This window comes from Ureibacillus manganicus DSM 26584 (assembly GCF_000772945.1).
Classification (GTDB): domain Bacteria; phylum Bacillota; class Bacilli; order Bacillales_A; family Planococcaceae; genus Ureibacillus; species Ureibacillus manganicus.
The window spans coordinates 33,667-58,027 of sequence record NZ_JPVN01000014.1 but is presented as its reverse complement, the minus strand read 5'-3'; the positions used below and the strand labels follow the sequence as shown (position 1 = coordinate 58,027).

26 protein-coding genes are annotated in these 24,361 nt (G+C 35.2%); 4 read left to right on the top strand and 22 right to left on the bottom strand.

The genetic code is table 11. From position 1 onward, the window contains the following. The first annotated feature begins 87 nt into the window (after positions 1-87). Positions 88-1,347, top strand: a complete 1,260-nt coding sequence (locus CD29_RS12340) for an MFS transporter (RefSeq protein WP_036187235.1) — start codon at positions 88-90, stop codon at positions 1,345-1,347. 327 nt (positions 1,348-1,674) lie between these two features. On the opposite strand, the gene CD29_RS12335 is transcribed toward CD29_RS12340, so the two are convergent. After that, on the bottom strand, positions 1,675-2,019 hold the full coding sequence (locus CD29_RS12335; protein ID WP_036187232.1) for a DUF4181 domain-containing protein: 345 nt from the start codon (positions 2,017-2,019) through the stop codon (positions 1,675-1,677). 233 nt (positions 2,020-2,252) lie between these two features. Here CD29_RS12335 and cyoE point away from each other — a divergent pair, with 233 nt between their 5' ends. Further along, positions 2,253-3,194 (top strand): heme o synthase, encoded by a 942-nt coding sequence (gene cyoE / locus CD29_RS12330; RefSeq protein ID WP_036187230.1) that lies wholly within the window; start codon positions 2,253-2,255, stop codon positions 3,192-3,194. 67 nt (positions 3,195-3,261) lie between these two features. Here cyoE and CD29_RS12325 read toward each other — a convergent pair whose 3' ends face one another. After that, a complete protein-coding gene (locus CD29_RS12325; RefSeq protein ID WP_036187228.1) occupies positions 3,262-3,630 on the bottom strand; it encodes a hypothetical protein in 369 nt (122 codons plus the stop codon). Positions 3,631-3,750: 120 nt separating this feature from the next. Here CD29_RS12325 and CD29_RS12320 point away from each other — a divergent pair, with 120 nt between their 5' ends. After that, positions 3,751-4,326: a VanZ family protein gene (locus CD29_RS12320; protein WP_235801829.1), complete on the top strand. Its 576-nt coding sequence runs from the start codon at positions 3,751-3,753 to the stop codon at positions 4,324-4,326. Positions 4,327-4,613: 287 nt separating this feature from the next. Here the strand turns inward: CD29_RS12320 and CD29_RS12315 are convergent, their stop codons facing one another. The 10 genes from CD29_RS12315 to CD29_RS12260 all read right to left on the bottom strand — a co-directional run bounded on the left by CD29_RS12315 (position 4,614) and on the right by CD29_RS12260 (position 11,957). Continuing rightward, positions 4,614-5,060 carry a GNAT family N-acetyltransferase gene (locus CD29_RS12315; RefSeq protein WP_036187224.1) on the bottom strand — a complete coding sequence of 149 codons (447 nt, stop codon included), beginning with the start codon at positions 5,058-5,060 and terminating at the stop codon, positions 4,614-4,616. A gap of 895 nt (positions 5,061-5,955) precedes the next feature. Continuing rightward, positions 5,956-6,510 carry a GNAT family N-acetyltransferase gene (locus tag CD29_RS12310; RefSeq protein WP_088322159.1) on the bottom strand — a complete coding sequence of 185 codons (555 nt, stop codon included), beginning with the start codon at positions 6,508-6,510 and terminating at the stop codon, positions 5,956-5,958. 4 nt (positions 6,511-6,514) lie between these two features. After that, positions 6,515-7,447: an acyltransferase family protein gene (locus CD29_RS12305; RefSeq protein ID WP_235801828.1), complete on the bottom strand. Its 933-nt coding sequence runs from the start codon at positions 7,445-7,447 to the stop codon at positions 6,515-6,517. Between the two features lie 629 nt (positions 7,448-8,076). Continuing rightward, complete coding sequence (locus CD29_RS12295) at positions 8,077-8,442, bottom strand: DUF3139 domain-containing protein (protein ID WP_140422907.1); 366 nt, start codon at positions 8,440-8,442, stop codon at positions 8,077-8,079. 394 nt (positions 8,443-8,836) lie between these two features. Next, a complete protein-coding gene (locus CD29_RS12285; RefSeq protein ID WP_036187218.1) occupies positions 8,837-9,016 on the bottom strand; it encodes a hypothetical protein in 180 nt (59 codons plus the stop codon). Between the two features lie 36 nt (positions 9,017-9,052). After that, positions 9,053-9,367: a hypothetical protein gene (locus tag CD29_RS20485; RefSeq protein ID WP_197061763.1), complete on the bottom strand. Its 315-nt coding sequence runs from the start codon at positions 9,365-9,367 to the stop codon at positions 9,053-9,055. Positions 9,368-9,555: 188 nt separating this feature from the next. Beyond that, positions 9,556-10,011 (bottom strand): 8-oxo-dGTP diphosphatase, encoded by a 456-nt coding sequence (locus tag CD29_RS12275; RefSeq protein ID WP_036187216.1) that lies wholly within the window; start codon positions 10,009-10,011, stop codon positions 9,556-9,558. Positions 10,012-10,046: 35 nt separating this feature from the next. Continuing rightward, positions 10,047-10,589: a DUF402 domain-containing protein gene (locus tag CD29_RS12270; RefSeq protein ID WP_036187215.1), complete on the bottom strand. Its 543-nt coding sequence runs from the start codon at positions 10,587-10,589 to the stop codon at positions 10,047-10,049. A 165-nt stretch (positions 10,590-10,754) separates the two neighbouring features. Further along, the gene (locus CD29_RS12265; RefSeq protein ID WP_036187212.1) at positions 10,755-11,513 is read right to left on the bottom strand and encodes a class I SAM-dependent methyltransferase; all 759 of its coding nucleotides are present in this window, start codon (positions 11,511-11,513) and stop codon (positions 10,755-10,757) included. Between the two features lie 39 nt (positions 11,514-11,552). Further along, positions 11,553-11,957 (bottom strand): hypothetical protein, encoded by a 405-nt coding sequence (locus CD29_RS12260; RefSeq protein ID WP_036187209.1) that lies wholly within the window; start codon positions 11,955-11,957, stop codon positions 11,553-11,555. A gap of 163 nt (positions 11,958-12,120) precedes the next feature. On the opposite strand from CD29_RS12260, the gene CD29_RS12255 reads away from it, so the two are divergent. After that, a complete protein-coding gene (locus CD29_RS12255; protein WP_036187206.1) occupies positions 12,121-12,564 on the top strand; it encodes a YfmQ family protein in 444 nt (147 codons plus the stop codon). Between the two features lie 302 nt (positions 12,565-12,866). Here CD29_RS12255 and CD29_RS12250 read toward each other — a convergent pair whose 3' ends face one another. From CD29_RS12250 to CD29_RS12205, 10 genes are all read right to left on the bottom strand, one after another. After that, a complete protein-coding gene (locus CD29_RS12250) occupies positions 12,867-13,652 on the bottom strand; it encodes a DeoR/GlpR family DNA-binding transcription regulator (protein ID WP_036187202.1) in 786 nt (261 codons plus the stop codon). 194 nt (positions 13,653-13,846) lie between these two features. Next, a complete protein-coding gene (locus CD29_RS12245; protein ID WP_052124141.1) occupies positions 13,847-14,509 on the bottom strand; it encodes a YesL family protein in 663 nt (220 codons plus the stop codon). A gap of 64 nt (positions 14,510-14,573) precedes the next feature. Beyond that, complete coding sequence (hisJ, locus tag CD29_RS12240) at positions 14,574-15,413, bottom strand: histidinol-phosphatase HisJ (protein ID WP_036187199.1); 840 nt, start codon at positions 15,411-15,413, stop codon at positions 14,574-14,576. 25 nt (positions 15,414-15,438) lie between these two features. Further along, entirely contained in the window at positions 15,439-16,833 is a 1,395-nt protein-coding gene (locus CD29_RS12235) for an MATE family efflux transporter (RefSeq protein WP_081976238.1), read from the bottom strand. Then, a complete protein-coding gene (locus CD29_RS12230) occupies positions 16,793-17,674 on the bottom strand; it encodes a metallophosphoesterase family protein (protein WP_036187196.1) in 882 nt (293 codons plus the stop codon). Before CD29_RS12230 ends, CD29_RS12235 begins: the two co-directional genes overlap by 41 nt. Positions 17,675-17,691: 17 nt before the next feature. Then, on the bottom strand, positions 17,692-18,591 hold the full coding sequence (locus tag CD29_RS12225) for a carbohydrate ABC transporter permease (protein WP_036187194.1): 900 nt from the start codon (positions 18,589-18,591) through the stop codon (positions 17,692-17,694). 226 nt (positions 18,592-18,817) lie between these two features. Further along, positions 18,818-20,518 (bottom strand): extracellular solute-binding protein, encoded by a 1,701-nt coding sequence (locus tag CD29_RS12220; protein WP_036187193.1) that lies wholly within the window; start codon positions 20,516-20,518, stop codon positions 18,818-18,820. Positions 20,519-20,538: 20 nt separating this feature from the next. Next, complete coding sequence (locus CD29_RS12215) at positions 20,539-21,426, bottom strand: ABC transporter permease (RefSeq protein ID WP_081976242.1); 888 nt, start codon at positions 21,424-21,426, stop codon at positions 20,539-20,541. Between the two features lie 110 nt (positions 21,427-21,536). After that, positions 21,537-23,012, bottom strand: a complete 1,476-nt coding sequence (locus CD29_RS12210; RefSeq protein ID WP_036187189.1) for a CehA/McbA family metallohydrolase — start codon at positions 23,010-23,012, stop codon at positions 21,537-21,539. Next, positions 23,009-24,154, bottom strand: coding sequence for an ABC transporter ATP-binding protein (locus CD29_RS12205; RefSeq protein ID WP_052124139.1), 1,146 nt, complete (start codon positions 24,152-24,154; stop codon positions 23,009-23,011). The genes CD29_RS12210 and CD29_RS12205 overlap by 4 nt, the downstream gene beginning before the upstream one ends. Positions 24,155-24,361: the final 207 nt, after the last annotated feature.

Genomic DNA, 24,361 nt, shown 5'->3' with positions numbered 1-24,361 from the left:
CAGAGTTCCGTAATCAGAAATTCAATTTTACACCTACCACACAACTAGTTACAATTAAGAATCATAGATAGAGAGAGAAGGTTTGTCTTGAAACAAATTCACTATAGCTGGTTTATACTGATTGTTACATTTTTCTCCATCATTGTAGCGGGAATCGTGGTGGCATCGTCTGGAGTCTTTTTAACTCCTTTTGAAAAGGAATTTGGCTGGCAACGGCCAGAGATTTCCGTAGCCTTTGGGATTTGCTTGTTTTTCTTTGGATTGGCTGGTCCGTTCATGGCGGCCTTATTAGAAAAATTAGGGCTAAAGAAAATGATGCTTGCATCAATGGCTACCTTGATGACTGGGCTTCTATTAACATACTTGATGCACCAATCTTGGCACCTCATTATCATTTGGGGAATTATTATTGGACTTGGATCTAGTCTTTTCTTAACAGTATTAAGTCCATACGTTGCGAATCATTGGTTTAAAGAAAAACGAGGACTCGCAACAGGAATCTTAACGGCGAGCACGGCGATGGGCCAGCTAATCTTACTGCCTGTCTTAGCGATGGTGATTGAAGGTTATTCTTGGCGTTGGGCAATGGGGTTAATTATAGGTCTTAGCATTATTATGTTCTTCATTATCTTATTATTTATCAAAAACTCACCAAAAGAGATTGGAATTCTTCCATACGGTCAAATGGAGGAAAGTGAGGAAATCTCTCAATCTCAAAAAGGAAATCCCATCATCGTTGCATTCAAGGGGTTGGCTGATGCTCTAAAGTCAAAAGAGTTTTGGCTACTTGCAGGGAGTTTCTTTATTTGTGGATTTTCAACGAGTGGACTAATTGGGACTCATTTTATTTCTTTTTGTATTAGCTTTGGAATTCCACTTGTTACTGCGGCATCCCTGCTTTCATTTATGGGCGTCTTTAACATGGTTGGTACAACATTATCAGGATGGCTTTCGGACCGTATTGATAATCGTTGGCTTTTATTTTGGTATTACTTGTTTAGAGGCGGTTCCCTCGTACTACTACCTTTTGCACTAATGGAAGGAAATATTACTTGGATCATAGTGTTTTCCGTGTTTTATGGGTTAGATTGGGTGGCTACTGTTCCCCCAACCATCAATATTTCAAGACAAATCTTTGGTCTTCATAAAAGTGCCATTATTTATGGATGGATTTATGCATCTCACCAGGCTGGTGCTGCTGTAGCGGCTTATGGTGGAGGGTTGGTTTATCAATATTTTAATACGTATACTTGGGCGTTTTTCATGGCAGGAGTATTCTGTGTGCTAGCGAGTCTGTTTGTCATTGTTATTAAAAAACAACCGTCTAGACCATTAGTCAATAAGTAATAGCGAATCAATAAAAAGCCTAATATTTTAGCTTAGGCTTTTCATAATCTTAAAAGTATTGAGAATAAGAAGCAGATAGAAAGAAAACTAAAGAAGATACACCACCCTATCCTTTTAGCTTTATATTTTTGGAAAGCTAAAGTTACACTTAACACAATAAGCAATATCGACCTTATCAATCTCTCTAATTCAAAGTTCCTTGTCATTAATAAATATGAACTGACAATTAGAATACAGATCATGATGCAAATTTGTATGATTGTTAATAAATCAAATTTTTCATCTTCACCTCTGCTTCTCAACTTGCCCCTCCTTTATCCCCACCATTTAAAACATAACTACTAAAATATAGATTATTCCAATGACTAGTACGATTAATGAAACAAGATATTCCTTAGTTCCTTTAAGATATTTCCAATCCAAAAGTGTTTGAAAACCTATAATTAGAATTAATAAACCTAACCAAAACCACTTCATCACATTCGGATCAAAAATGTCTAAAATAAAAAGACTACCTATTCCCATTGTCGCAATTATTGAGTATCCCCACTTATGTATATATTTCCCTTTCGTTTCAGAAATTTTCTTTCTTTTACCCTCAATTAGAAAATGACCAACGATGAGATTGGCAATACCGACAACAAACACTAATAATGGTGCTGAAATCCCCACTATGTATCCCCCTTTCACAAGGTTCTACTGTAATTACTTCAATATGAGAATTGGTTAATCCTTCTATATAAAAGCAAAATGAGCTTTAGTATTTGAAAGCTACTCTATTTTTATTTAATTGAACGTTTATCGGAAGATCATTTCGAATAATATACACAGATAGGACAAACCTCTCATGATATAATAATGTTATTGCAATCTCACTTCAAATACGATAAAAGTAGGAGATATTTATGGAAAATGGACAATTGCTAGCTGATTCGGCTTTAGACACAACAGCTCAGAGTTCTTCTAAACTTCTTCGCTTTTTAATAGATATTAAATTCTTATTAAAAGGAAAAGTGTTAGTTGCCAATGTACTGCCTGTTTTCACAGCTTATTGGTTAGCGCTTTATTTTCATGGGGAACGATTTGTCGATTATTGGGGTACGTTTCTATTAACTATGCTTGGGAGTACGCTCGTTATTTCTGGGGCGTTAATGCTCAATAATTGGTATGAAGTCGATTTAGATAAAAAAATGGTCCGCACTCAAAATAGACCAACAGTGAACGGGCATTTCGCCTTGAAAGCTGTTTTATGGTCAGGGATTATTACAACAATAATTGGACTTGTCATGATGTTATTTACAACAATTGAAGCTACCCTTTATTCCTTTTTAGGTTGGTTTATCTATGTTGTTCTTTATACATTTTGGTCAAAGCGTAGGTATACATTGAACACAGTTGTAGGTAGTGTTTCGGGGGCATTTACACCTTTAATTGGCTGGGCAGTGATTGCACCTGCAAATCATATCGTGCCCATCGTGATGTTTTGTATCTTATTCATTTGGCAAGTCCCACACACATTTGCCGTGGCAATTAAAAGATTGGAAGATTACACAAGAGCTGGTGTTCCAATGTTGCCAGTCGTTTACGGTGTGGATGTTACGATTCGTCAAAACTTAATTTATATAATCACTTTGCTGCCATTTCCGTTTTTATTGATTACTTCTTTAGGTTGGATATTCTTTTTTGTTGCTATTGTCTTAACAATTGGCTGGATTATCCTTGCTGCAAAAGGTTCACGAGCTATAGATGTGAAAAAATGGGCACAGGCGAATCTACGCTATTCATTAATCTATTTAGTTTTACTATCGTTAGTAATGATTTTATTAACTTCACCAATTTTCAATTAGGGGAATCTTCCGTGAAGGAGGATTTCCCTTTTTATTTACTATACCCCACCTGCCCTTTGACGATTTTTTATTCACCTAACATATAACCAACTACTTTTTTTGTTTTTGGATCAACAAGGATTTGAGGTGTACCGACTACAACATTTTCTATATCTTTAAAAGAAACACTGAATACCTCTTTGCCTTCAACCGTAGGATCTAATATTTCATAGCGATCATCAGCTAGTATTTTCTCTACTTTTGCACTTTCCCAATTTTCATCTGCCCTAGTATGCCAATCATTTTGTTGAATAAAATCCCATGCTACGGATCGAATTTCTCCATACTGATCATCTCGAGCTTCGATCACTTCTTCTCTTTCGGGCTCATTTGAGCAGCTTACGAGAATGACTGTTGATAGTAATGCTATGAGTAGAAACAAATATCTTCTGTTCATCTTAGCCCCCCAATCCTTTATACTCACTAAGTAATTCTCTATGAGACTAATAATCCCTTTAACTGTTATAATTTGCTCATGAACAATTAGAAATGGCGGATTATGTGAATGAACAAAAGCATGAAATTAAGTATTTTATTTTCTCAAATTGTCTTTTTCATCTTTTTCCCTGTTTGGATTGAGTTGACTAAATATCTACATTCAATTGTTATTGTAGTCGTTTGGGTTCTGATCCTTTTTGTATTTTTGTTTGGGGTTAGTTGGATTCGTAAAGAGGAAGTTCGAATATCAAAGCGGAGTCTCAATAGATTAATTTTTTTATATGCGCTAGTTTTGCTTATTTTATTATATTTTAGGCCAGGTGGTGCTAATAATGGATCTGTGAATTTAATTCCGTTAGAGACGATTTCTTATTATTTAACTGACAGTGTTAGTTTTTTGATTGCACTTTATAATTTGGGGGCAAATATCGGTTTATTTATTCCTTTTGGGTTGTATTATCGATATGTTAAAAATGCACCTTCTATGATGCAGCTGATTTTGATTTCTATAGGATCAATTAGTTTGATTGAATTCGTACAGTTTTTGACAAGACGAGGAAGTTTGGATATTGATGATTTAATTTTAAATGTTTTAGGGGTTTTTCTTGGGTATATTATTTTTCCTGTGTTTAGGAAAGTGTTTGTGATCCGTTAGTGCTTATTAGTATGGACGTTTTAGAGCTAGTTCATTATTTTTAAAAAAGTGCGTATGAAAATGTGAGAACGATCTATACTATTAAAGATTTCACTTCAAGTCTATGTGACTAAGGAGGGTTAACCCGATGAGTGCGAATGATCGTTAACTCAGAAGGACCGTCAACTGAGGAAAGCTAATGCAAGGTAAATCCTAGCGGAAGCGGAGGCAGTTTGTCATGGAGGCAGATCGTAAGTGACATCGACCCGGAAATTTATTTCCGGGTTTTTTATTTTCCAATGCAAAAACTATTTAGCTAAATCTAATTCATAATGATAAAATGTTGAATCTTTTTCGTATCCATTTTTTTCGTATAATTTTTGAGCAGAATAATTATCTGGCGCTGTACTTAAACTTAAGCTTTTCGCTCCTGTTTCAATAGCAAATTCTTTTGCTTTATGTAGTAGCATCTCACCTACGCCTTGTTTTCTAGCTTCTACATCAACATATAAGTCATTTAAAATCCATGCTCGTTTCATAGAAATTGATGAAAATGTTGGATAAAGTTGAGTAAATCCAAGATAATTTTGTTCTACTTTAACGACAAATATAACGGATTCCTCTTTTTCAATCCTTTGCTTTATGTAAGTTTTAGCCCCTTCTAAATCAGATTCCTGATTATAAAACATCCGATAAAAGTTAAATAAGTTTGATACTCCATCTAAATCTTCGATTGTTGCTTGATATATTTTCAATACTTCTCACCTCTTGTTTCTAACTAACTGCGTATGCCTTAACAGACGTATAACTTTAATAAATTCCATATTGGAGCGTTAAATTCCTTCTTAGAGAATTAGTGCTTTTGGGTTTGTTGTGTGGATATTAGAAATTTCCTATGAGTTATTAGAAAATCTGAGGTACTTATTAGAAAAATTCTGGGTGTTATTAGAATTTAGTCGACCGCTTGCGTTCTTCAGAGGAGTTATTAGAAAGTTTCAGTGAGTTATTAGAAAATCTCAGGTACATATTAGAAAAAATCAGGGTATTATTAGAATTTAGTCGTGCGCTTGAGTTCTGCAGAAGAGTTATTAGAAAGTTTCAGTGAGTTATTAGAAAATCTGAGGCACTTATTAGAAAAAATCAGGGTGTTATTAGAATTTAGTCGAGCGCCTGGGTTCTGCAGAGGAGTTATTAGAAAGTTTCAGTGAGTTATTAGAAAATCTCAGGTACATATTAGAAAAAATCAGGGTGTTATTAGAATTTAGTTGCGGGCCTCTACTGCAGGTAGCCATTAACTATAGAAGCTGTAGGAAATAAAATAGGAATGTACTATATTATCCCCCGAGGATAATATAGTTACAAATGAAAAATTCTATTATCTCCTGAGCTTTCTGCGTATGTCTATTATCTGCTCTGCTTTCTACGTGTGTCTATTATCCAGCTCCGTTTGTCTATTATTTGCCCTCTTTGGTCTATTATGCTGACTTGAGTGTCTAATATCCGCTCTGCTTTCTAAGTGTGTCTATTATCTGCCCTCTTTTGTCTATTATCCCGGCTGGATTGTCTATTATTCTAAGGAGACTTATTAGAACTTTCTCCACTCCATAAAAAAAACGATTACTCATCTTAAGTAATCGCCCCTTCCGAAAATCATCTACCCTGCCATTCACTCTTTTGTAGCACATAATGATTATGAAGTTCCTTATCAATTTCAATTTGCCCCACAAATTCGAAACCATTTTTTTGAATGACACGATTCGATCCGACATTCCGTTCCAATGCCACTGCATTTAAACATTCCACATTTGTATTCGCAAACAAAAATTGAATCAAACCCTTTACTGCTAGTGATGTATATCCTTTGTTTGTGTGGTACTTTGAAATCCCAAAAGCAATTTCTCGATTTGGTGCTGGAAGTTCCTCTTTAATTCCTGTAGTACAAAATCCAATAAATTCACCCGTTTCTTTTAAGACGATCCCCAACCTCAAATACCTCTGCTCCTCAATATTCGGCACTGCTTCTAAGAAACTCTTATTTGAAGGGATTTCATAATTAGTTACCCAGTTGAATCTTTGCTCTCTTGTGGATTTCCAATCAGGTAGAAATTCGTAAACTTCTGGTTGGTTCGTAATTTCATAAATCGCATCTACATCCTCGACTTGAAATTCACGTAGTAAGATGTCCCCACAGTCAATTGTAAACATTTTTTCATCTCCTATCCTTAATCATCTTTAATCCAAACAAAACACGCAGCCAATTATTTCGGCGAATGATTACGTGATAGACAATCATTATGCTGCTAAATGCGATTACTACCAAAAATACGGCCTTAATAGGAATCTCCCAATCTAGGTTATAAATAAAAAAGCCGAGCAAAATAATAATAGGTTGATGGAGCACATAAAACGGCATAGATGCATCGCTTGCATATTTTAAGGTACTATTTGAGAAGTTTAAGTATTTATCTGCTAGATAGAAGATAAAGAATAGAACATTCCAAACTAAGATGACTCGCAGCGCCATAAAAAGTGCCCAAGTAATTGAAACTGTTTCTGGAAATCCAAAATATATCACCCAGATAAGATATCCAGCAGTACTAAGAACACTTAAAACCCCGGTAAGTACTTCTACTTTTCGAACGAATACCTTTAACGAGGCATTTGAAAAGAAATAGTAACCATATATATATAAAGTTAGATAAAATAAAATTCCCCAACTACCTAAATTCAAAATATTATTAGTAGTCAAAGCTAGAGCAATCAGTGGAATGGGTAATACAAAGTAATGGAAGAATCCAAATTCCTCCGATTTCTTCCCCTTTTTCCTTCCTTTTAGGAAAAGTGGCAATGTAATCATTGAAAATAACAATAATCCTAGTAAATACCATAGATGATGACCGAAAAATGCAAAGTTTCCAGAACCACCGATCTCTAAATAGAAGCCATCGAAATAATGAGGGAAAAATGAAAAGAATGACCCCTCATATTCATTCGCTGTTACTCTTTCAATATATACTTGTGGTGGTGACAATAGAAAGATTCCTAGAAGCAATGGGATACCCAGGCGGTGAAACCTTTCCTTAACAAAACTTTGTGTAGTTCTTTTCGATAAGGCAAAATATGTACCAATTCCTGAAATCACAAAAATATCGGCATAATCCAATTGCCGACTAAGAGAGAAAAAAATTGAATAGTAGATTGATTGATTTCATTGTTTTTAATGTGCCAAGCAAAGGTATTAAAAAACATGGAACAATGATATAGAAAAACGATAAATGTAGCTAATACCTTGATCCAATCTAAATCATGTTGTCTTAAATTCCTGCTAATATTGTTCATAAACTTCCCCTTTAAACGGTTTTCTGCTAGATTATACAATATATACAAAAAAATCCATATACATTTTTTTGAAAAATATAATCTTCTAAACCGTACTTTTCGGAAGCTTATTTCAAATAACATAATAAGGGGATGTTTGTTTTGAAAAGATTTTTCAAGTCGAATTTCCCATTAGTAATGGCAGTGTTATTAACATTAGTATCCTTTATAGATTCTGCTATGTATTATTACCCTTCCTACGCATACGAGGGGATTGATAGAGATATGTACATGTTCACACCTCTATACTTGATTTATACAATATTTCGGGGGACTTTTTTGACTGCCATATTAAACGGCATATTTTTCGTTGTTTTTTACGCAGTAAGGTTTTTCTATAGGAGATTTAAATTATCTTAAACTACTTACTTATAAAAGAGACATGACTATACTTTATTTATACTTATCAATTGATCCATTGGAATCATAATTTTTTAATTCCTTAAAAGTAATTCTATTGTAGACATTGTCTATAATTTCATAATCAAACTGAGCTACACTACCGTGAGCAAAGTATGTGTATACAATATAAGGTTCGTCTTTAAAAATCACCTTTGTATAGAATTCAGGCATTTTAAATCCATAAACACCTTCTACTAATTCAATATCATTCGGGTGATAGCCTTTTTCGTTTACTAGATATTCAGTTACCCGATTCTCAAAAATCTTTTTGTTCGCTTCCACATAAATAATTGGTGATAAGACAAATATTATTATTAAAATTGCTACTAATAAAATAAATTTGTGAAGCCTAGACATAACTTCTCCTTCCTTTTGGTGAGTTATTTTAATCAAACCCCATCCACTTTCAAATGGTTACCTCCTAACTATCACTAACATTTGTAAGTCTTTTTCTAATAACAAAGTAAGAAACTATCCCTAATCCAATGTTTATCAACACGATACTAGTCCCAACTATCGCTGAATATTGATATCCAGAATATAGTGAGTTAATAGTTAGTAATAAATAAATCGTTAAAAACACAAATCCTTTCTTTCTGCTGTTCACAAAGTAGGAAGTGAATATGCCCAACATTAAACTGGCAAATATCAACTGTACTAATATGACCATTATAAACATCAAAACATCATTCTCCATTAAACCCACCCTTTCTCCATAAATGATAAGAAGTAGTTTAAGAGCGTACCTTTATTACCTGAACTTTTCAGGATTTTCAATTCTAATCGAAACGACTTCCCCGCAATTTAAACAAAAAGTATAGATTTTATTTGATCCAGTAAAAGAGGATTTTTTAAGTCTGATAGGAATAAAATCTGTAGCCTCTTTAAACTCACTCCCATTACAATTTGGACATTTCTTATCATTGCTCAAGTTGGAAACCTCCTTATTTCTTAAAACGCGCATAGTTTATGAATCTTCTTCAGATACAAATATCTTTAGTGCACCAAAGATATATATCAAAATGACGATTACCGGTACTAATTTGAGAATAAGAGAGCTAGATAGCACACTTATTACAACCACTGGAATTCCAATCATGGCTGTCATCGATGTAAACTTCGTATGGCGTATTGCTTTTTGGGATGGTTCTGGATCTTCTTTATACTTCCAGCGATTTCCGAAAAGCATACTTTCTTCAGGCTCTAAGTACGACCAGATTAATAAACCGTAAACGGGGATCATCAATATTACAAAAATCGTGATTTCAGCGAAATATTCCATTGGTATACCTCCTAAAAAGAGTGGTTACCATTCTTTGTTAATATACGATTCACTCCTATAATAAGTTTCAATTCATTCAGATTCATTGGTCGTTGAGTAACCATCCATTGCACGAAATATCTTTATACTTAAAAAGCTTAGAGACTTAATATGATCCCTAAGCTACTATTCTGCTTTGATAAATTGAACTATTGAAATTGTAACTTCCCAGGTTGATGTTGATTCCAACTACCGAATCCTTCTGAATACTCTTTCTCAAGGAACATCGACAATCTTTCATCCATACCTTCTGCAAAGTGGAGGTTCGATAATTCTTCAAGATCCACCCAGAAATTACTACCTTCATCAGTTTTATGTAATAATTCGCCACTAAATTCTTCTGTACGGTATTGAAACACAAAATACTTTTCACCTGTTTCGTTATTAAACCAATAGATTACGCCACATGATTCTAAATTTGAAACCGTCAAACCCGTTTCTTCCTTCACTTCTCTAATTGTAGAGTCGATAAGACTTTCCCCATCCTCCACATGTCCACCAGGAAATGAAATCCCTTTCCAAGATTTAATGCGATCTTGAACGAGTACTTTATTATTTTCTTTATCGTAGATCATGCACATGTTTGTCAGTGTAACTTTTGCCACGTCAATTCCTCCAAAAATCAAGCCAAATTAATGAATCAATATTGGCTTTCTACTATTTCTTTATGCTCTTTTGATAATTTTATTAACTGGAATTGATTTTCTTCAATTAACCTTTTTAGCTTTTTCAATTCCATCCATGCCAGGTCATATAGGGGTTTGTCGATCCATCCTTTTATATATGCATCTTCAAGTTCGTCCGCATCTTTTTCGTAGATTTCACCAGTTGGCAATACGATCAGGTCTAAATATAAATCATCCATCCAAGGTATTTGGTCTTCAACTCCTATTTCCTTACAGATATCAATATACCATTGAATAATTCTCCCTTCAGGGTCAAACATTGTTGTCACAGAATAGTTTTCGTTCAAAGGAAAATGCTGAAGCCAGGAATACCCATCCCCCACAATACAAACATTCTCCGTACCGCCATAGTTCACGAAAAGCGGTTTTGAAACTTTTATGGTTTTTACGAGTGTGACGTACCCTTTAAATTCAGTAGTTTCTAAGTAGGTTTGCGCATATTGTTTTTCATCTACTCGCTGCCAACCAGGTCGATCTCCGTATTTCCGCTTTAACATTCTATTCCTCCAATTTAAATTCACTGTGATATGTTTCTATATAACTTCAACAATTTTTCTCTGAATCCTTTTGGGATGACTAAAAGGAGCAGTAGAATTTTGTAATGAAAAAACAGCCAATGCTTTTATATGCAGGGGCTGTCAGTTAATGCTCTATTTATGGTTTTATTTTTTAACAACCGCTTCAAACGTAATCATTTTCGTAGATTTTGTAGGATACTGGCCGTGTTGGTAATCTGCAGAGATGATGATATCTTGGAATCCCACTTGTTCTAGAATCAGTTTAAATTCCTCTACCCCATACCAACGGAGTGGAAAACGTTCTAATTCAGATTGAATTAGTTGTCCGTTACGCCATTTTTCGTATCGATGATGAGAGATAGTGTACTGATTCATAAAATCCACTTCAACCATTTTACTTTCTAAAGTAATAAGGTCACCGTCTTTCGTTTCCCACGTTCTTGTGGATACTTTGTCTATTGGGAATTCCGTTTGTAAAAATAGATCAATGTATAGCTTGCCACCATTAGCAAGATGGTGGTAGAAATTCTTTAATGCCTTTATTGAGTCTTCACGATTATGTAGCAATAGAAAAGTTCCAGTTGGTACAATAATTACCTCATACTTTGTATCGAGTGAAACAGATTCCATATTTCCTATAAATAGGTGTGGCTGCAGCCCCCTGCTTTCGCAATTCGTACGGCAAATGGTTAACATTTCTTCTGAAACATCGAAGCCATCTACTTTTAAACCCTGTTCTAATAGTGGAATCAGCATTCGACCCGTTCCGACACCCGGCTCGAGAATCGGGCCATTACATGTAGCTAAACGTTCGCTATAATATTCCACATCGCCGAACGAAAGCCCAATATATTTGTCTAAATCGTATACTTCTGAAGAAAGATTACTATAGTAAGCTAACAAATACATTCCTCTTTTCAAATCTTATTTGCAAATTAAGCACTAACTTATTGATTCTTCCGTTTCTCTGGTAATCATCCAGTTTCCATCAATTAGTATCCAGTTTTCGATAGTAAACAGTCTTGCAAGGATTTTATCGTTTTTTTCAATAAGAAGTTCATAAAAAACCACAACATTTTCAGTAGTTCTCAGGCGAATGACTCGATTTTCGAATCTCTTTTTCGATCCTATAAAATGTTGCACCGACTGCCTCATCCCACTAAGAGATTCGTCTTTGTTGAAGAACATTGGCTTTTCTGTACCACTTTTAAAAAACGCAACATAGTAATATTCTGCCATTCGGTCTAATGATGTAGTGTCGCCTGTTTTCATCGCTTTGTTCCAATCTGCGATAAATTCATTATGCATATGGGTAAATTCATCTAACAGACTATTTAAATCAACCATTATATAACCCTCACAATCTTTTTTACTGATTAATAGTTCCACATATTTTGGTAATTTACCTTTTTTATTTGTTGGAAAATAGTCAAATTAAAAATGATTGTTTTATGATAATCTTTATTTATTGTATTTTTTACATTAGGGAGAAGTTAAGGAGTTGTTCAAAATGACATGGTGGGCTGTATTATTTATCATCTTTGGCATACTTATTAAATTTGCTATGAGTCCCCCAAGTGCGGTAGTTGGATGGGTTGTTAGTAAATTTGCCCTTCATCCAAAGCTAGATGCAACGAATGTGATTGTCACTTACAACGGAGTACAGCTAGAAGAAGATGAGAAAAATAAAATCACCGATTATTTCAATGAAGCGTTATTTTTAGAGAGAAACCATATCTTCCCTGGGACTGAAAATTCATTTTTAAATCCAGATACAGAGGTTGCTCCTTTCGTTGTAAGCGTAAAAAGGAACAACAAAGAAATGAAATTTTTCCTTTATTGCTCCAAGACCCAAGTAGACGTCGTGAAGCAATGGAAGAAAAAAGTTGCTTCTTATTGTCTTAGTTCTGAGAATTTGCAGAAGTTTGCTGTTTCAAGCAGTATTAGTATTTAAATGAAAGCTATTTTTTAAATTAGCATTCCGATATACGAAAAATAAGTAATCCACCGGTTTAATAAACTCAGGGGATTACTTTTATATAAATATTTTAAGTGTTGGTCTAGTTCTTAAATAGAAAAAAGAATGAGAGATAACAGTAAAAAACAGTTCCTCCCAAATTTTAATCCTTCCATGACAATGCAATGGTTAAGGACTTAGTCAAAGATAGATTCAAAGGAAACAAATTAAGCTTACTGAAAATCCTTTAAAACATTCAATGGAACTATCAGATTCATAAATCTTCCAAAAAGATGTCACTATCGGTTGATGTGGTAAAGAGGATCTACAGTTAACCACTCATATCTATTTTCATACCAGTCTTGTGGTTTTTCTTTGTCGCAGATAATTTTCGCGATATTAGATATAGGACAAATCTCAAATAACGACTTCTTATTTAATTTCCAAGAATCTGTCAGTAAAATCGCTTCTTGGCTGTATTGTATCATCGCTTCTGATACAAGCGATTCATCCATGTCAAAATCATATACAGCATTTTTGGTTACCCCACCGCAAGATATAAAAGCACTGTTAAAATTAAAACGACGTAAAAACTCGACGGTATAGGTTCCTTTCACAGAAGCCTGATAGGGATTAGTCACTCCAGGCAACATGATCACTTGGCCGGTAATTCTTTTTTCTTCAATTGCCAAATTAAACCGACTTGCTGCACTAAGGGAATTGGTTACCACTGTTAAACCTTGTACATTGTCAATCATATCCGCAATGTGAACAGTTGTTGAGCCAACATCCACGGCGATTGTGTCACCATCTTGAATCAGCGTAGCTGCACATTTTGCGATTTTCTTTTTTTCATCAATATGTAAAGACATCTTCTTTTCAAAGACCATCTCTTTATGATTGGGAATGAAAGGAACCGCTCCTCCATGAATACGAGATAGCTGTTCATTCATTTCAAGTTCAGCTAGATCTCGCCTTATGGTTTCGGGTGTTACATCTAGAACCTTTGCTAAATCTATGACAAGAACCTTTTGATTCACTTGTAGTTTATCTAAAATTAAGGTATGCCTTTCATCCTTATTCATTTAAGCGTTCCCTCCATAGAATCCATTGTTCATATTCCATCCTAATCCGTAAAACTAAATTTCCATAATTAACTATACCAAAATAATTGGAAATTTTATAGGACATTAATCTCTGTAAGTAGTCATTCTAATAACTCACCTAACACTAATATAGTCTAAATTGATAATCCCTAAGTTGGGTTAGGATTTCCCCCTTAGTAATACATTCTTTCCTCGTTCGATTTTCGGAAGATCTTAAAGAACCCATTAATCGAAAGCGGTTTGCCTTGAAATACTGGTAAAATGATTTTCATCGTCACATAGGCTGGAAAACTCACTCCTACAAATAATAGGATTCCAGGGATTTGACTGAATAACAATTGAATCATAAATAAAGCCGCACCAAGGACAACCATCGTTAACACATTCGCTAATGGGAAGAATATTGCATTTTTCATATATTGGATAATCGATAATTGATAATGAGAATAAATTGGAAATAAAACAATGAAAGACAATAGAGCAAAAACCAACACAATGAGCATGAAATAACCTAACGCAAACATCCCAAGACTCACATTCGAGCTGATCCAACGATAATCTATCCAAATGATTATGGCAAAGATGACAAAGATATAGCCTAGTAAGTTACTTTTCATAAAATCTTTTTTATAGAATTCTATAAATCCTGAAGCGATTTTTATATCTTCATTGCCTACTAACCATTTTCGAATCATTGAAAACATGGCACTTGTTGCTGGAAATATTCCGAAAACTCCAAGACCAAGAACTGTAAAACCAATCCATAGAAAGTTTAGTGATACTAGTCGAATAACCCATTCTCCAAAACGATTTAACCTATTGTTGAATTCTTGCAATGTTTTTCTCTCCCTTTAATTCTCGTCTCTATTCCTTGTATTCAAGAAGTCAACTTGTCCGACCTTACCGTCTTGTTACTTCATATAAAAAAGCATCGTATCCTCTACCTAAATCCTTAATCGCATGAGAGTCTGAACCGTATACGAACGGTACCCCTTTTTTTCGAATTAACTGCATTACATTGGAAGGCGGATACGTTTCTCCACAATATTCCTTAAAAAGACCGGCTGTATTAAAATCTAATTCGTATCCTTTTTCTACAATTCTCGTTAAAATCTGATCTACTAACATTAATGATTCTGTACTCAATTCCGTGTTTTCATTTTTAAAATAGGTTTGAAACTTTTGGCATAAAGTTAAATGCCCCATACGCTTAGGTTTAAAGTTTCCGAGATCTGATTCAACCATATTTAAATAGTCCGAAAAGTACTTTTCTTGGACTTTTTGGAAACTACCATAATGTTTTACAAGTCCATCTTCATAGTCTTCTGCGCTAAAATCGATGGAACGAAACCCACCATTCCCCATTTGAAAATGCAAGGAAAGAATACTGTCATCTATTTGTTTTCCATATTCACGTAAAAAATCCATCGTCCAGTTCTCGAAACCTGGTAAATAGTCGATTTCAAAACCAACATTGATTTTTAATTCGCTTTTATATTTTTCTTTTAGGTTTTGCATCTTTTTTAAGTAGGTCTCTACATCACCTGCATTCATTCCACCTGTACTAATTGCTTCAGGTTCTCCTGATACTTGTTCCATAAAACTCTGCGGAAGTGGATTATGTTCAGTAATACTGTATTCCGTAAAACCTAATTCAATTGCTTTTTGTATAAAAAGCTCCACTTCCTCCCCAGAACCATGGGGGCAGAACTCTGTATGTGTATGACCATCTTTCTTCAAATTACTCACCTTTTCATTTTGTTCTTTATTGTTCAAAAATCTGAATATCGTGCCAAGATTCTTTGTTCCATCGAATATAAAGGATGATTGCTCGAACCCATTCATCTAAAATAAACACAATCCAAACTCCGACTAACCCGTAGCCGAGATAAACTCCTATAAGAAAACTCATAGGAATGGTAAATAAAAATGTAAAAATAATTGAAAGCATTGTCGGAAACTTTACGTCTCCAGCAGTATTTAACGCACCAATTACAATTTCATTTACCATACGACCAGGTTCTAGTAATATACTAAACCACATTAGTGTTAACACAGTATGTTGAATGACTGGATCATTTGTAAAGAATGGGATAATCATGGAACCAGAAAGTGCTAATATAAATGACGTTGCAACGGCAACCCCTACCGATCGGAACATCACTTTTTTTGTATAATTTTTAGCTTCCCGTTTATAGTCTAAGCCAATATATCTCCCTACAATCACCTGGTTCGCTATAGAGATAGACGCAGCCAATGTAAATATTATAGCTGTAATGTTTTGTGTATAGATTTTTGATGTAATCATTGTGGTCCCAAAGGTTGCAATTATACCTGTAATCATCATTTGTGATGTTGTGTATGAGACATTTTCTAATGCCGAAGGAAGCCCTAATTTAAAAATCGACCGGCTCGTTCCTTTCTCTAACTTGAACGTTTTAAAAGCATCTCGATGTTGCGGAATTAATTTTACAAAAGCAAATAAGACTAGGACTGCACCAATTAAGCGGGCAATGATTGTGGAATTGGCTACTCCTGTAATACCTGTCCCTAGAAATTCCCATGGAGATAAAATAACAATGTAATTTCCAATAACATTAATAACATTTGTAATAATGGATATACCCATAATTACCTTTACGATTGCAAAACTTCGAAATACAGCACTCATGCTGGTTGTAATAGATTGCAAAATCAGACTAAAGCCAACAATAATGAGGTATGTGTAAGCACCGTCAAGTAACTCTTGGGGTGTTTGAATCCAGCTTAAAAATGTTCTGCCAAAGAGGAAAAAAATAAGCGACAAAACGGTTGAAATCAATACATTTAAGTAGACAGAATGTTTGATTACCGATTTCAAGTATTGTTGTCTCTTTGAACTAACAAGCTGTAACAGCTGAATGGAACTTCCTATAGAAACAATTCCAAGTACCATGAGTCCTACCATTACTAACTGATTGGACATCCCCACTGCCGCAACGGCGTCATCACTATATTGACTGAGCATTAGTACATCAATATTTCCTAGTAACATACTAAATAGTTGTTCAATTAGTATGGGGATAAACAACACAGTAAAGCGAGGGATCGCTTGCGTATTTTCTTGAGCTGAGATGGGATTAGAATTTGCGTTCAACAACGGTTTTCGTCTCCATACCATTTGCAGTTAGTCTAATGATTCTTGCGCCTCTTTCAAAATCTCCATAGCACTGATAACCACTGACTTGTCCATAAACTAACTTAATGCCATGATGCTCTCCGACAAAGTTATTATCATGATCGTGACCGCAAAAAACTGCTTCAACTTGACCATTCATATAAGCTGCGGCAAATAACCCTGTGTTAATATAAGGAGCAGAAATTGTATCATTTGTTTCATTACACTCGCCTGATAGAATATTTTGAGAAGCTTGCCAATATTCAGGGAGTGGAATATGCATAAAGATTAAATCTGTTTTTTGTCCGTGCGGCTGCTTGTAGTTTTGTGAAACCTTTCGGAACCAGTTCACCTGTTCAGGATGTACCCATTCGTAAATTCCAACTGGTAACGGCGCAGATGCACCTGAATCAATGACATAAAGAACGTGTTTAATATCTTCACCTTTTTCGTCATAGATCTCTACTGTATAGCTTTCACGGTCTTCTACGATAAAGGAGTTTTTCTTTTCAACTAAGTGCTCTAAAATGCTTTCCATTTTTCGCATATCTGAGCGAACAAATTCATCCTCAGAATCATGATTTCCGTAAGTGATTGCTACTGGAACTTCATGTTTGTTGATGCGCTCTAATAATTCAGTGAATACTTTATCTGCATTTGGAACACCTTCACTCCAAATTAAATCTCCAGTAATCATGACTAAATCTGCATCTAAGTTATCAAAGGCTTTATCGATTAAATCAAATGTTTTATAGTCATCCTCATGGTGTGGTAATGACCCGATATGCAAGTCAGTTAATTGAACAATTTTAAATGTGCCATCTTCTCTTAATTTTAATTTCATCATTTTCACCTCAATGTTTATTCTTTAATGGACCCAACTGTAATCCCTTTAACAAAGTATTTTTGAATGAATGGGTAAATTAACACCATTGGAATCATAACTACAATAATAGTAGCCATTTGTAGCGATTCACTCGTAACTGTGATTTTGTCCAATTGAGAGTAAGCCATCGATCCTGAATTTCTTAGTAAAATATCCGATAGTGCCGCTTGTCTTGTTAACATTTCTTGTAGAAGTGTTGCTAATGGTTTTAAACTCGCATCACGTACAAAGAATGATCCGTAATACCAGTCATTCCAATGGCCAACAGCTGTAAATAGACTAATCGTTGCAAGTACTGGTTTACTCATTGGAATCACGATACTTCTAAAAATCTTAAACTCACTGCAACCATCAATTCGCGCTGCCTCAATGACAGAGAAAGGTAATTGATTGAATGATGTTCGAAGTAATAAAATATTCGTTACACTATACAGACTTGGGATGATAAATACCCAAATGGTATTTGTTAAATTTAATTCTGTTAAAACGAGGTAATAAGGAACAGTTCCCCCGCTAAATAGCATCGTGAAGAATACAAAGAATGTGATTTGTTTTCGACCTGGCAATGTTTTAATCGTCATGGCGTATGCTGCCATAGACATTAGCGCTACACCGATTACTGTCCCTACTACTGTTCTAAAAATTGAAATAAATAAACCATTTAGTAAATTATCTTGTTTGAACACTTCGGTATAGTTTTCGAAAGACCACTCTCTTGGCCAAAAACCAATTCCACCTTTTTGTGCATCTACACCGCTATTAAACGAAATCGCTAATACATGCAAAAATGGTAGAATGATCGCTAAGCAAAATAGTACAATCAACAGTATATTTAAGAATCTTAATGCTTTTGGTCCTACCATACTATTACTCATTCAATTATTCTCCTTATCAAGTGAGCATTTTTTATTTTCATAGATTTCTACATTTAAAATGAAAACCTCCCTCGCTCCGAGTGGATTAGGAGAGGTTTCATTTGAATTTCTACTTATTACTATCTGTCTTTTTAGCTATCTTTTTTCCGTACATAACGAACTATAAAATTTGGAGGATTTTTTAGATACATGAATTCCGGAAAGTAGCCTTTGATAATTCTTTTAGTTAGAATTTAATTGTTGCGCCATCTGATTCTTTTTGTTCAACAAAATCAAGGAATTCTTGTAATCGATTCTTTTCAAGATTTTTACGAGATTCGTCTAAAATTACTTGTGCTTCTTCAATAGATTTTGCATAGTATGCACGAAGAACATCATCGTTGTAGCGAGATAATGCAGTTGAAAGTCCGCCATCATTTCCTTCGAATTCGTAAAGGAATGATTGAACCGTCATTCCATCAATGATTCTTGCATTTGCAAACTTTTCTTCGTATTGATATAAATCTAGAATTTCGGTTGCAGCAGATGCTTTTTCGCCAGTTACACTTTCCCCATAACTACGTTCACCAAAGTCACCTAGATTATCCATATCTGTATAAGCTAAATGCTCACCCCAGTAAGCACCAACACCACGGAAACCAAGTTTTTTCGCTTCTTCTGGATTTGATTCTTTCAGATCAAGCACTTCTTGTTTTACAACTGGGTTACCATGTTCATCTAAATCGTAATCTCTTCCTTCAAGACCATAGAAGTACAGCATTTTTCCTTCTTCACTTGCTAACCAATCAGCAAATTGCATGATATGTTCTGGATACTCTGTTGTACTTGGTATCGCCCAGCCAGCATAACCAGATTTATAAGAGACAACCATGTCATTTGTGCCATCAACACGTGAGATTGGACCTAATGGGATATACGTCATATCATTATTTTCTGGCATATAGTTATGCATATCTGACACAATTCCGAATGAACCGTTCACGATACCTTCTTTTGCACGTGTTTCTTCCATTGTGTAATACTCAGGTGTCATTAACCCTTGACTGATTAATTGTTGAACAAATTTCACTCGTTCAATCCCGTAGTTTGTTTGTGCTTCGTGAAGAATTTTTCCATTTTCATCCTTCATGAATTTTTCACCACTAACGCCTGTCCAAACAAGGTCATTGTATAACCAATCACGGTCTGAACCGCCCCAAGCTGTAGGACCAATTACAGTAATCGGTCTTCCGTTATCATCAACGAAATTGCCTGATTTCATTTGTTGTGCTAACTCTACTAATTCTTCTGATGTGTTTACTTCGTTTGGATCAATTCCTAATGCATCTACTATGTCTTTCTTAATGTAAAGCCCACCAACAGTAGGACGTCCTACATCCCCACCGTTACGGTTGATTGCCATATGAACTAAGTAAGAAGCGCCATTCCATTCTTCACGGAACATAATGTTGTCACGTGTGTCGGCTGGTAAGTAATCTTCTTCCAAATACTTTGAGTACACTTTTGTGTTTTGCATTAATGGCGTTAAATCATGGAACATTCCTTCATTTGCCGCTTTTAGTAATAGGGACATTTCTGGACGACCACTATTATTTAAATAGAAAGCTACAAAGTCTGCTAAATCGCCTGCTGCTAATCCTGCTGCTAAAGCTTCAGTGGAATTATCGTTTGTTACTGTTTGTAATTCTAACGTAATCCCTGTTCTTTCTTTGATGTAAGCTAGAACTTCTTCATTCATGTCTATACCAGCGTCATTTGCTGATTGAAAAACGAGACCAGTTATCGTACGGTCCGCAATCCAAGTATCCGGAGCGCCTTCTGGTTTTTCTGTAATAATCTCTGAATTCTTATTTGAACAACCAACAGCAACAATAGCTGTTAACACGAGTAAAACTGTTGTTAAAAATCTTTTAAATGAAGCGTTCATCTTGTTGTTTCCTCCTATAATTACCATAGTGAAGTACCGAATTTTTTACTTGTGATTTTATTGACAATAATTGTGATGATTAAGCCTGCAATCCCTTGCATCAAACCAATCGCTGTTGCGTAGCCAAATTGACCGCCTTGTAGACCAGTTCGGACGATATACGTATCGATTGTTTCGGAAACATTTGCATTTCCTGGGTTTTGCATTAAATAAACTTGATCGAATCCGGAAGATAAAATACTTCCTAAAGATAAGATGAAAAGGATAATGATAGTTGCAGAGATTCCAGGTAACGTAACGTGCCAGATTTGACGTAACTTCCCTGCCCCATCGATCGCTGCTGCTTCATACAGTGTAGGTACAATTGCAACAATGGCAGCGAAATAAATAATCGAATCCCAACCAATACTTTTCCAAAGATAACTGATAAAGACTAATGGTAAGAACAAGCCTTCTTCCATCATAAAGAACTTACTTCCATCTCCGCCAAATGACTCAATTGCTTGATTGATCATTCCTGTGTTCGGAGCGAGTATTCGGTTCATTAAACCAACAACAACTACCCAAGAAATGAAGTACGGGAGATACGTAATACTTTGTAAAGCACCTCGTAATTTGTTGTTTTTCACGTCGTTTAGCATTAAAGCAAGTAAAATTGGAAATGGTAAATAGACAAATAGTTTTAAAATACTGATAATAATTGTGTTTTTTACATATAACCAGCTTCTCGGATCGTTAAAGAACTGTTCAAAGTACTTGAAACCTACCCAGTCGCCACCTAAAATTCCTGTATTGAAGCCATACTGTTTAAAAGCTAAAATCAAACCTGCCATTGGCCAATATGAGAAAATTAGGAAGAAGGCCAGACATGGAAAAAGCATGATATAAAAGATTTTATGTTTATTCATTTTTGTCCATAGTGTTTCCTTGACAGGGTTATAGTGTTTTTCAAGCTCTTCCTTTGTTTTTAATACACCATTATGGACGACAACGTTTTCCAAGTAAATTCGCTCCTTTCCTATGATCGATGGATATAAATTGGGTTTGTAAAAGCGATCCGTTCATTCGCTTCATTTAACATTTCAACTCTTAGTAGCGAAAATCCATCGTTTTGGAGTCGGATGATTTCTTCCCATTGCTTTTCACCCGTAAAGACTTTTTCATAGATGAGGCCATGTTGGGAGTAAATCTGGAACGTATCACCACCTTTAAGTTGATTGAGGTGAACCGACAGATCTATCTCACCGGCGTAATCCTCTACACGATCTCCTAAAATATGAATCTCATTTACTTTGAAGTCGATTTGCGGACGAATAGAACTATATGTTCTTCCCAGTTTAAGAGCTTGTAAAATATCATCTTCTGTTTCATTGTTTGGAACGAGGACATAAGTATAAGCAATTGCTTCATTCGGGTATAACCTGTGCCAATCCCTGCCGCTTGAAGCAGCAATTTCAATCCCATTTTTTAATAATCGTTTCCATTGATGGAAAGCATCTTCGTTTGATAATGATTGATGTGGGTTTGTACTATTCCAAACTTCGATTGCATCTACAAATTTTAGATGATCTAAATGATACTCCCACCGACAGCCTGTACAAAACGGATTGCCACTATCAAAAGGATGTGCGATGGTAATATAAACATCTTGTTCCTTTAGCTTTTTTAAATATTGTTCAATCGTGTTCTTTGAAAGTTTTGTCCAATCAAATAGAATTTGTTCTCTTGGCCCATGTACTAAAAAGTGACCATAAAACGTAGTGTATTCAATGCCATTTAACAGTCGCACTTGACGGTTAAAGTTGTTATTCTGTTCTGCCTCGATTAAAGCAGTCATTGTATTATGATCTGTAATTGCGAGCCAATCGATTTTTTCATTTTCCGCCTGCGTTATTAATTCTTCTGTTGTTTGTGGGGCATCACTGTGAACGGTGTGACTATGAAGTTCCAATCGCTTTACTTGAATCGGTTCTTCTTTCGGTTTTCGACTTCGGTTTTTCTTTACTGCCTCGAATTGAAGATTTTTAAATGGTACCGTTTCTTCATTTTTATCTTGATTGTTTTCCGAAACACCAGTGACTACAAATTGACCAGTTATGACGTTTGAAAAAACGCCATGACCGCTGATGATAAATTCCCAAAACCCTTCTTGAATCTTACCTGCGAGAAATCCTTCTGTTGCTTTCTCCTCATTGATGATGATCAACTGGTCTTCTGCGAAGAAATGATGAGCACCACGAATATTCCCTGGGTCATTGATTGAGACCGTTAGTAAATTTCTTACCGTTGTTTCATCTTGGACAAGGGATTCACTTAACCCTTCACGGACAACAGCTTGTCGAATCATTACTTGATCTGTTTCGACGATAGGACCGTATTGAAATCGCACTTGAATTTCTGATAGATTGTTTGGTACATAGACTCGATATACGAGATGGGCTTGATGTGCTGATTGTGTCATTTGAAAATCTTGTTTAAAAAGTTCTACATTCATGCAGTAAAGCGGTCCTTATCCTTAGTTTTCTGATTCGTTAGAGTCTCATCTAAAGTCGGTACTCGAAGCTCTGTGTCTCGATCAAAGAAATGAATTTGGTCAAAGTTAATGCCAAATTGAACTTTTTGTCCCGCTTCGAATTGATCCATACTATTAATCTTTGAAATGATCGTTTCGTTTTGAATCTTGAAGTATACTAAAGTTTCCGCACCCATTAATTCAGATAGTTCTACTTGAACCGAGATAGTAAGGTCTTTCTTTTCTTCATGGACCAATTCTAAGTCTTCCGGTCGAATACCCAATAACATGTCTTTGTTTGAATAGCCTTGTGATTTGAGTTTTTCTTGAACCGTTTTAGGTAATTCAAATGAGTGTTCACCGATCTTGATTCGATTTTCTTTTACCGTTGTATTAATAAAGTTCATCGCTGGGGATCCGATAAATTTTCCAACGAACACATTAGCCGGTTTTGTATAGATTTCCTTCGGTGTACCGATTTGCTGAATCAGTCCATCTTTCATGACAACAATACGAGTTGCCATAGACATCGCTTCTGTTTGGTCGTGAGTTACATAGATTGTTGTTGCTTTTAAGTTTCGATGGAGCTTCGTAATTTCTGCACGTGTTTGGAAGCGAAGTTTAGCATCTAAATTCGATAGCGGCTCATCCATTAAGAAAACTTTTGCTTCGCGGACAATAGCCCGGCCTAGTGCTACCCTTTGCCTTTGCCCGCCAGAAAGTTCCTTCGGTTTACGCTCTAGTAATTGTTCAATATCTAATATTCTTGCAGCATTTTTCACTCGACGATCAATTTCTTCCTTCGGAGTTTTACGCATTTTCAAACCAAAAGCCATGTTGTCATAAACATTCATGTGAGGATATAACGCATAGTTTTGGAATACCATGGCAATATCCCGGTCTTTTGGGTGTAGATTATTTTGTTTTTTGCCGTCGATATAGATTTCTCCTGAAGAAATATCCTCAAGTCCAGCAATCATACGTAATGTAGTTGATTTTCCACAACCAGATGGCCCAACTAGAACGATAAATTCTTCATTTTCAATTGTTAAATCGAAATCGGTTACGGCATGGACACCCTCAACATAATCTTTATACATATGCTTTAACTCGATTTTTGCCAAATCTCTCTCCTCCAGTTACCATTCTTGCAATTTTTATAGGTATGTTCATATTCCAGGTTTTAATTTTGAAACAATCAAACATTTATTTCTTTTAAAACAAACATAAAAACAACAAATTTTGTTTTGTTTTGATTTGTTTTTACTTCTCAAATATAAAAACAAAATATTAACTGACTATGTGAGAATTTTTAATAATTTGTAAACGTT

Excerpts from the sequence above, each read along its gene's own strand:
- CD29_RS12210 (WP_036187189.1), bottom strand. The coding sequence starts at position 23,012 with ATGAATGTAGAACTTTTTAAACAAGATTTTCAAATGACACAATCAGCA.
- CD29_RS12320 (WP_235801829.1), top strand. The coding sequence starts at position 3,751 with ATGAAATTAAGTATTTTATTTTCTCAAATTGTCTTTTTCATCTTTTTC.
- CD29_RS12215 (WP_081976242.1), bottom strand. The coding sequence starts at position 21,426 with ATGAATAAACATAAAATCTTTTATATCATGCTTTTTCCATGTCTGGCC.
- cyoE (WP_036187230.1), top strand. The coding sequence starts at position 2,253 with ATGGAAAATGGACAATTGCTAGCTGATTCGGCTTTAGACACAACAGCT.
- CD29_RS12310 (WP_088322159.1), bottom strand. The coding sequence starts at position 6,510 with ATGTTTACAATTGACTGTGGGGACATCTTACTACGTGAATTTCAAGTC.
- CD29_RS12325 (WP_036187228.1), bottom strand. The coding sequence starts at position 3,630 with ATGAACAGAAGATATTTGTTTCTACTCATAGCATTACTATCAACAGTC.
- CD29_RS12255 (WP_036187206.1), top strand. The coding sequence starts at position 12,121 with ATGACATGGTGGGCTGTATTATTTATCATCTTTGGCATACTTATTAAA.
- CD29_RS12225 (WP_036187194.1), bottom strand. The coding sequence starts at position 18,591 with ATGAGTAATAGTATGGTAGGACCAAAAGCATTAAGATTCTTAAATATA.
- CD29_RS12220 (WP_036187193.1), bottom strand. The coding sequence starts at position 20,518 with ATGAACGCTTCATTTAAAAGATTTTTAACAACAGTTTTACTCGTGTTA.
- CD29_RS12295 (WP_140422907.1), bottom strand. The coding sequence starts at position 8,442 with ATGTCTAGGCTTCACAAATTTATTTTATTAGTAGCAATTTTAATAATA.
- CD29_RS12230 (WP_036187196.1), bottom strand. The coding sequence starts at position 17,674 with ATGAAATTAAAATTAAGAGAAGATGGCACATTTAAAATTGTTCAATTA.
- CD29_RS12250 (WP_036187202.1), bottom strand. The coding sequence starts at position 13,652 with ATGAATAAGGATGAAAGGCATACCTTAATTTTAGATAAACTACAAGTG.
- CD29_RS12235 (WP_081976238.1), bottom strand. The coding sequence starts at position 16,833 with ATGGTATGGAGACGAAAACCGTTGTTGAACGCAAATTCTAATCCCATC.
- CD29_RS20485 (WP_197061763.1), bottom strand. The coding sequence starts at position 9,367 with ATGGAATATTTCGCTGAAATCACGATTTTTGTAATATTGATGATCCCC.
- CD29_RS12260 (WP_036187209.1), bottom strand. The coding sequence starts at position 11,957 with ATGGTTGATTTAAATAGTCTGTTAGATGAATTTACCCATATGCATAAT.
- CD29_RS12270 (WP_036187215.1), bottom strand. The coding sequence starts at position 10,589 with ATGTTAAAGCGGAAATACGGAGATCGACCTGGTTGGCAGCGAGTAGAT.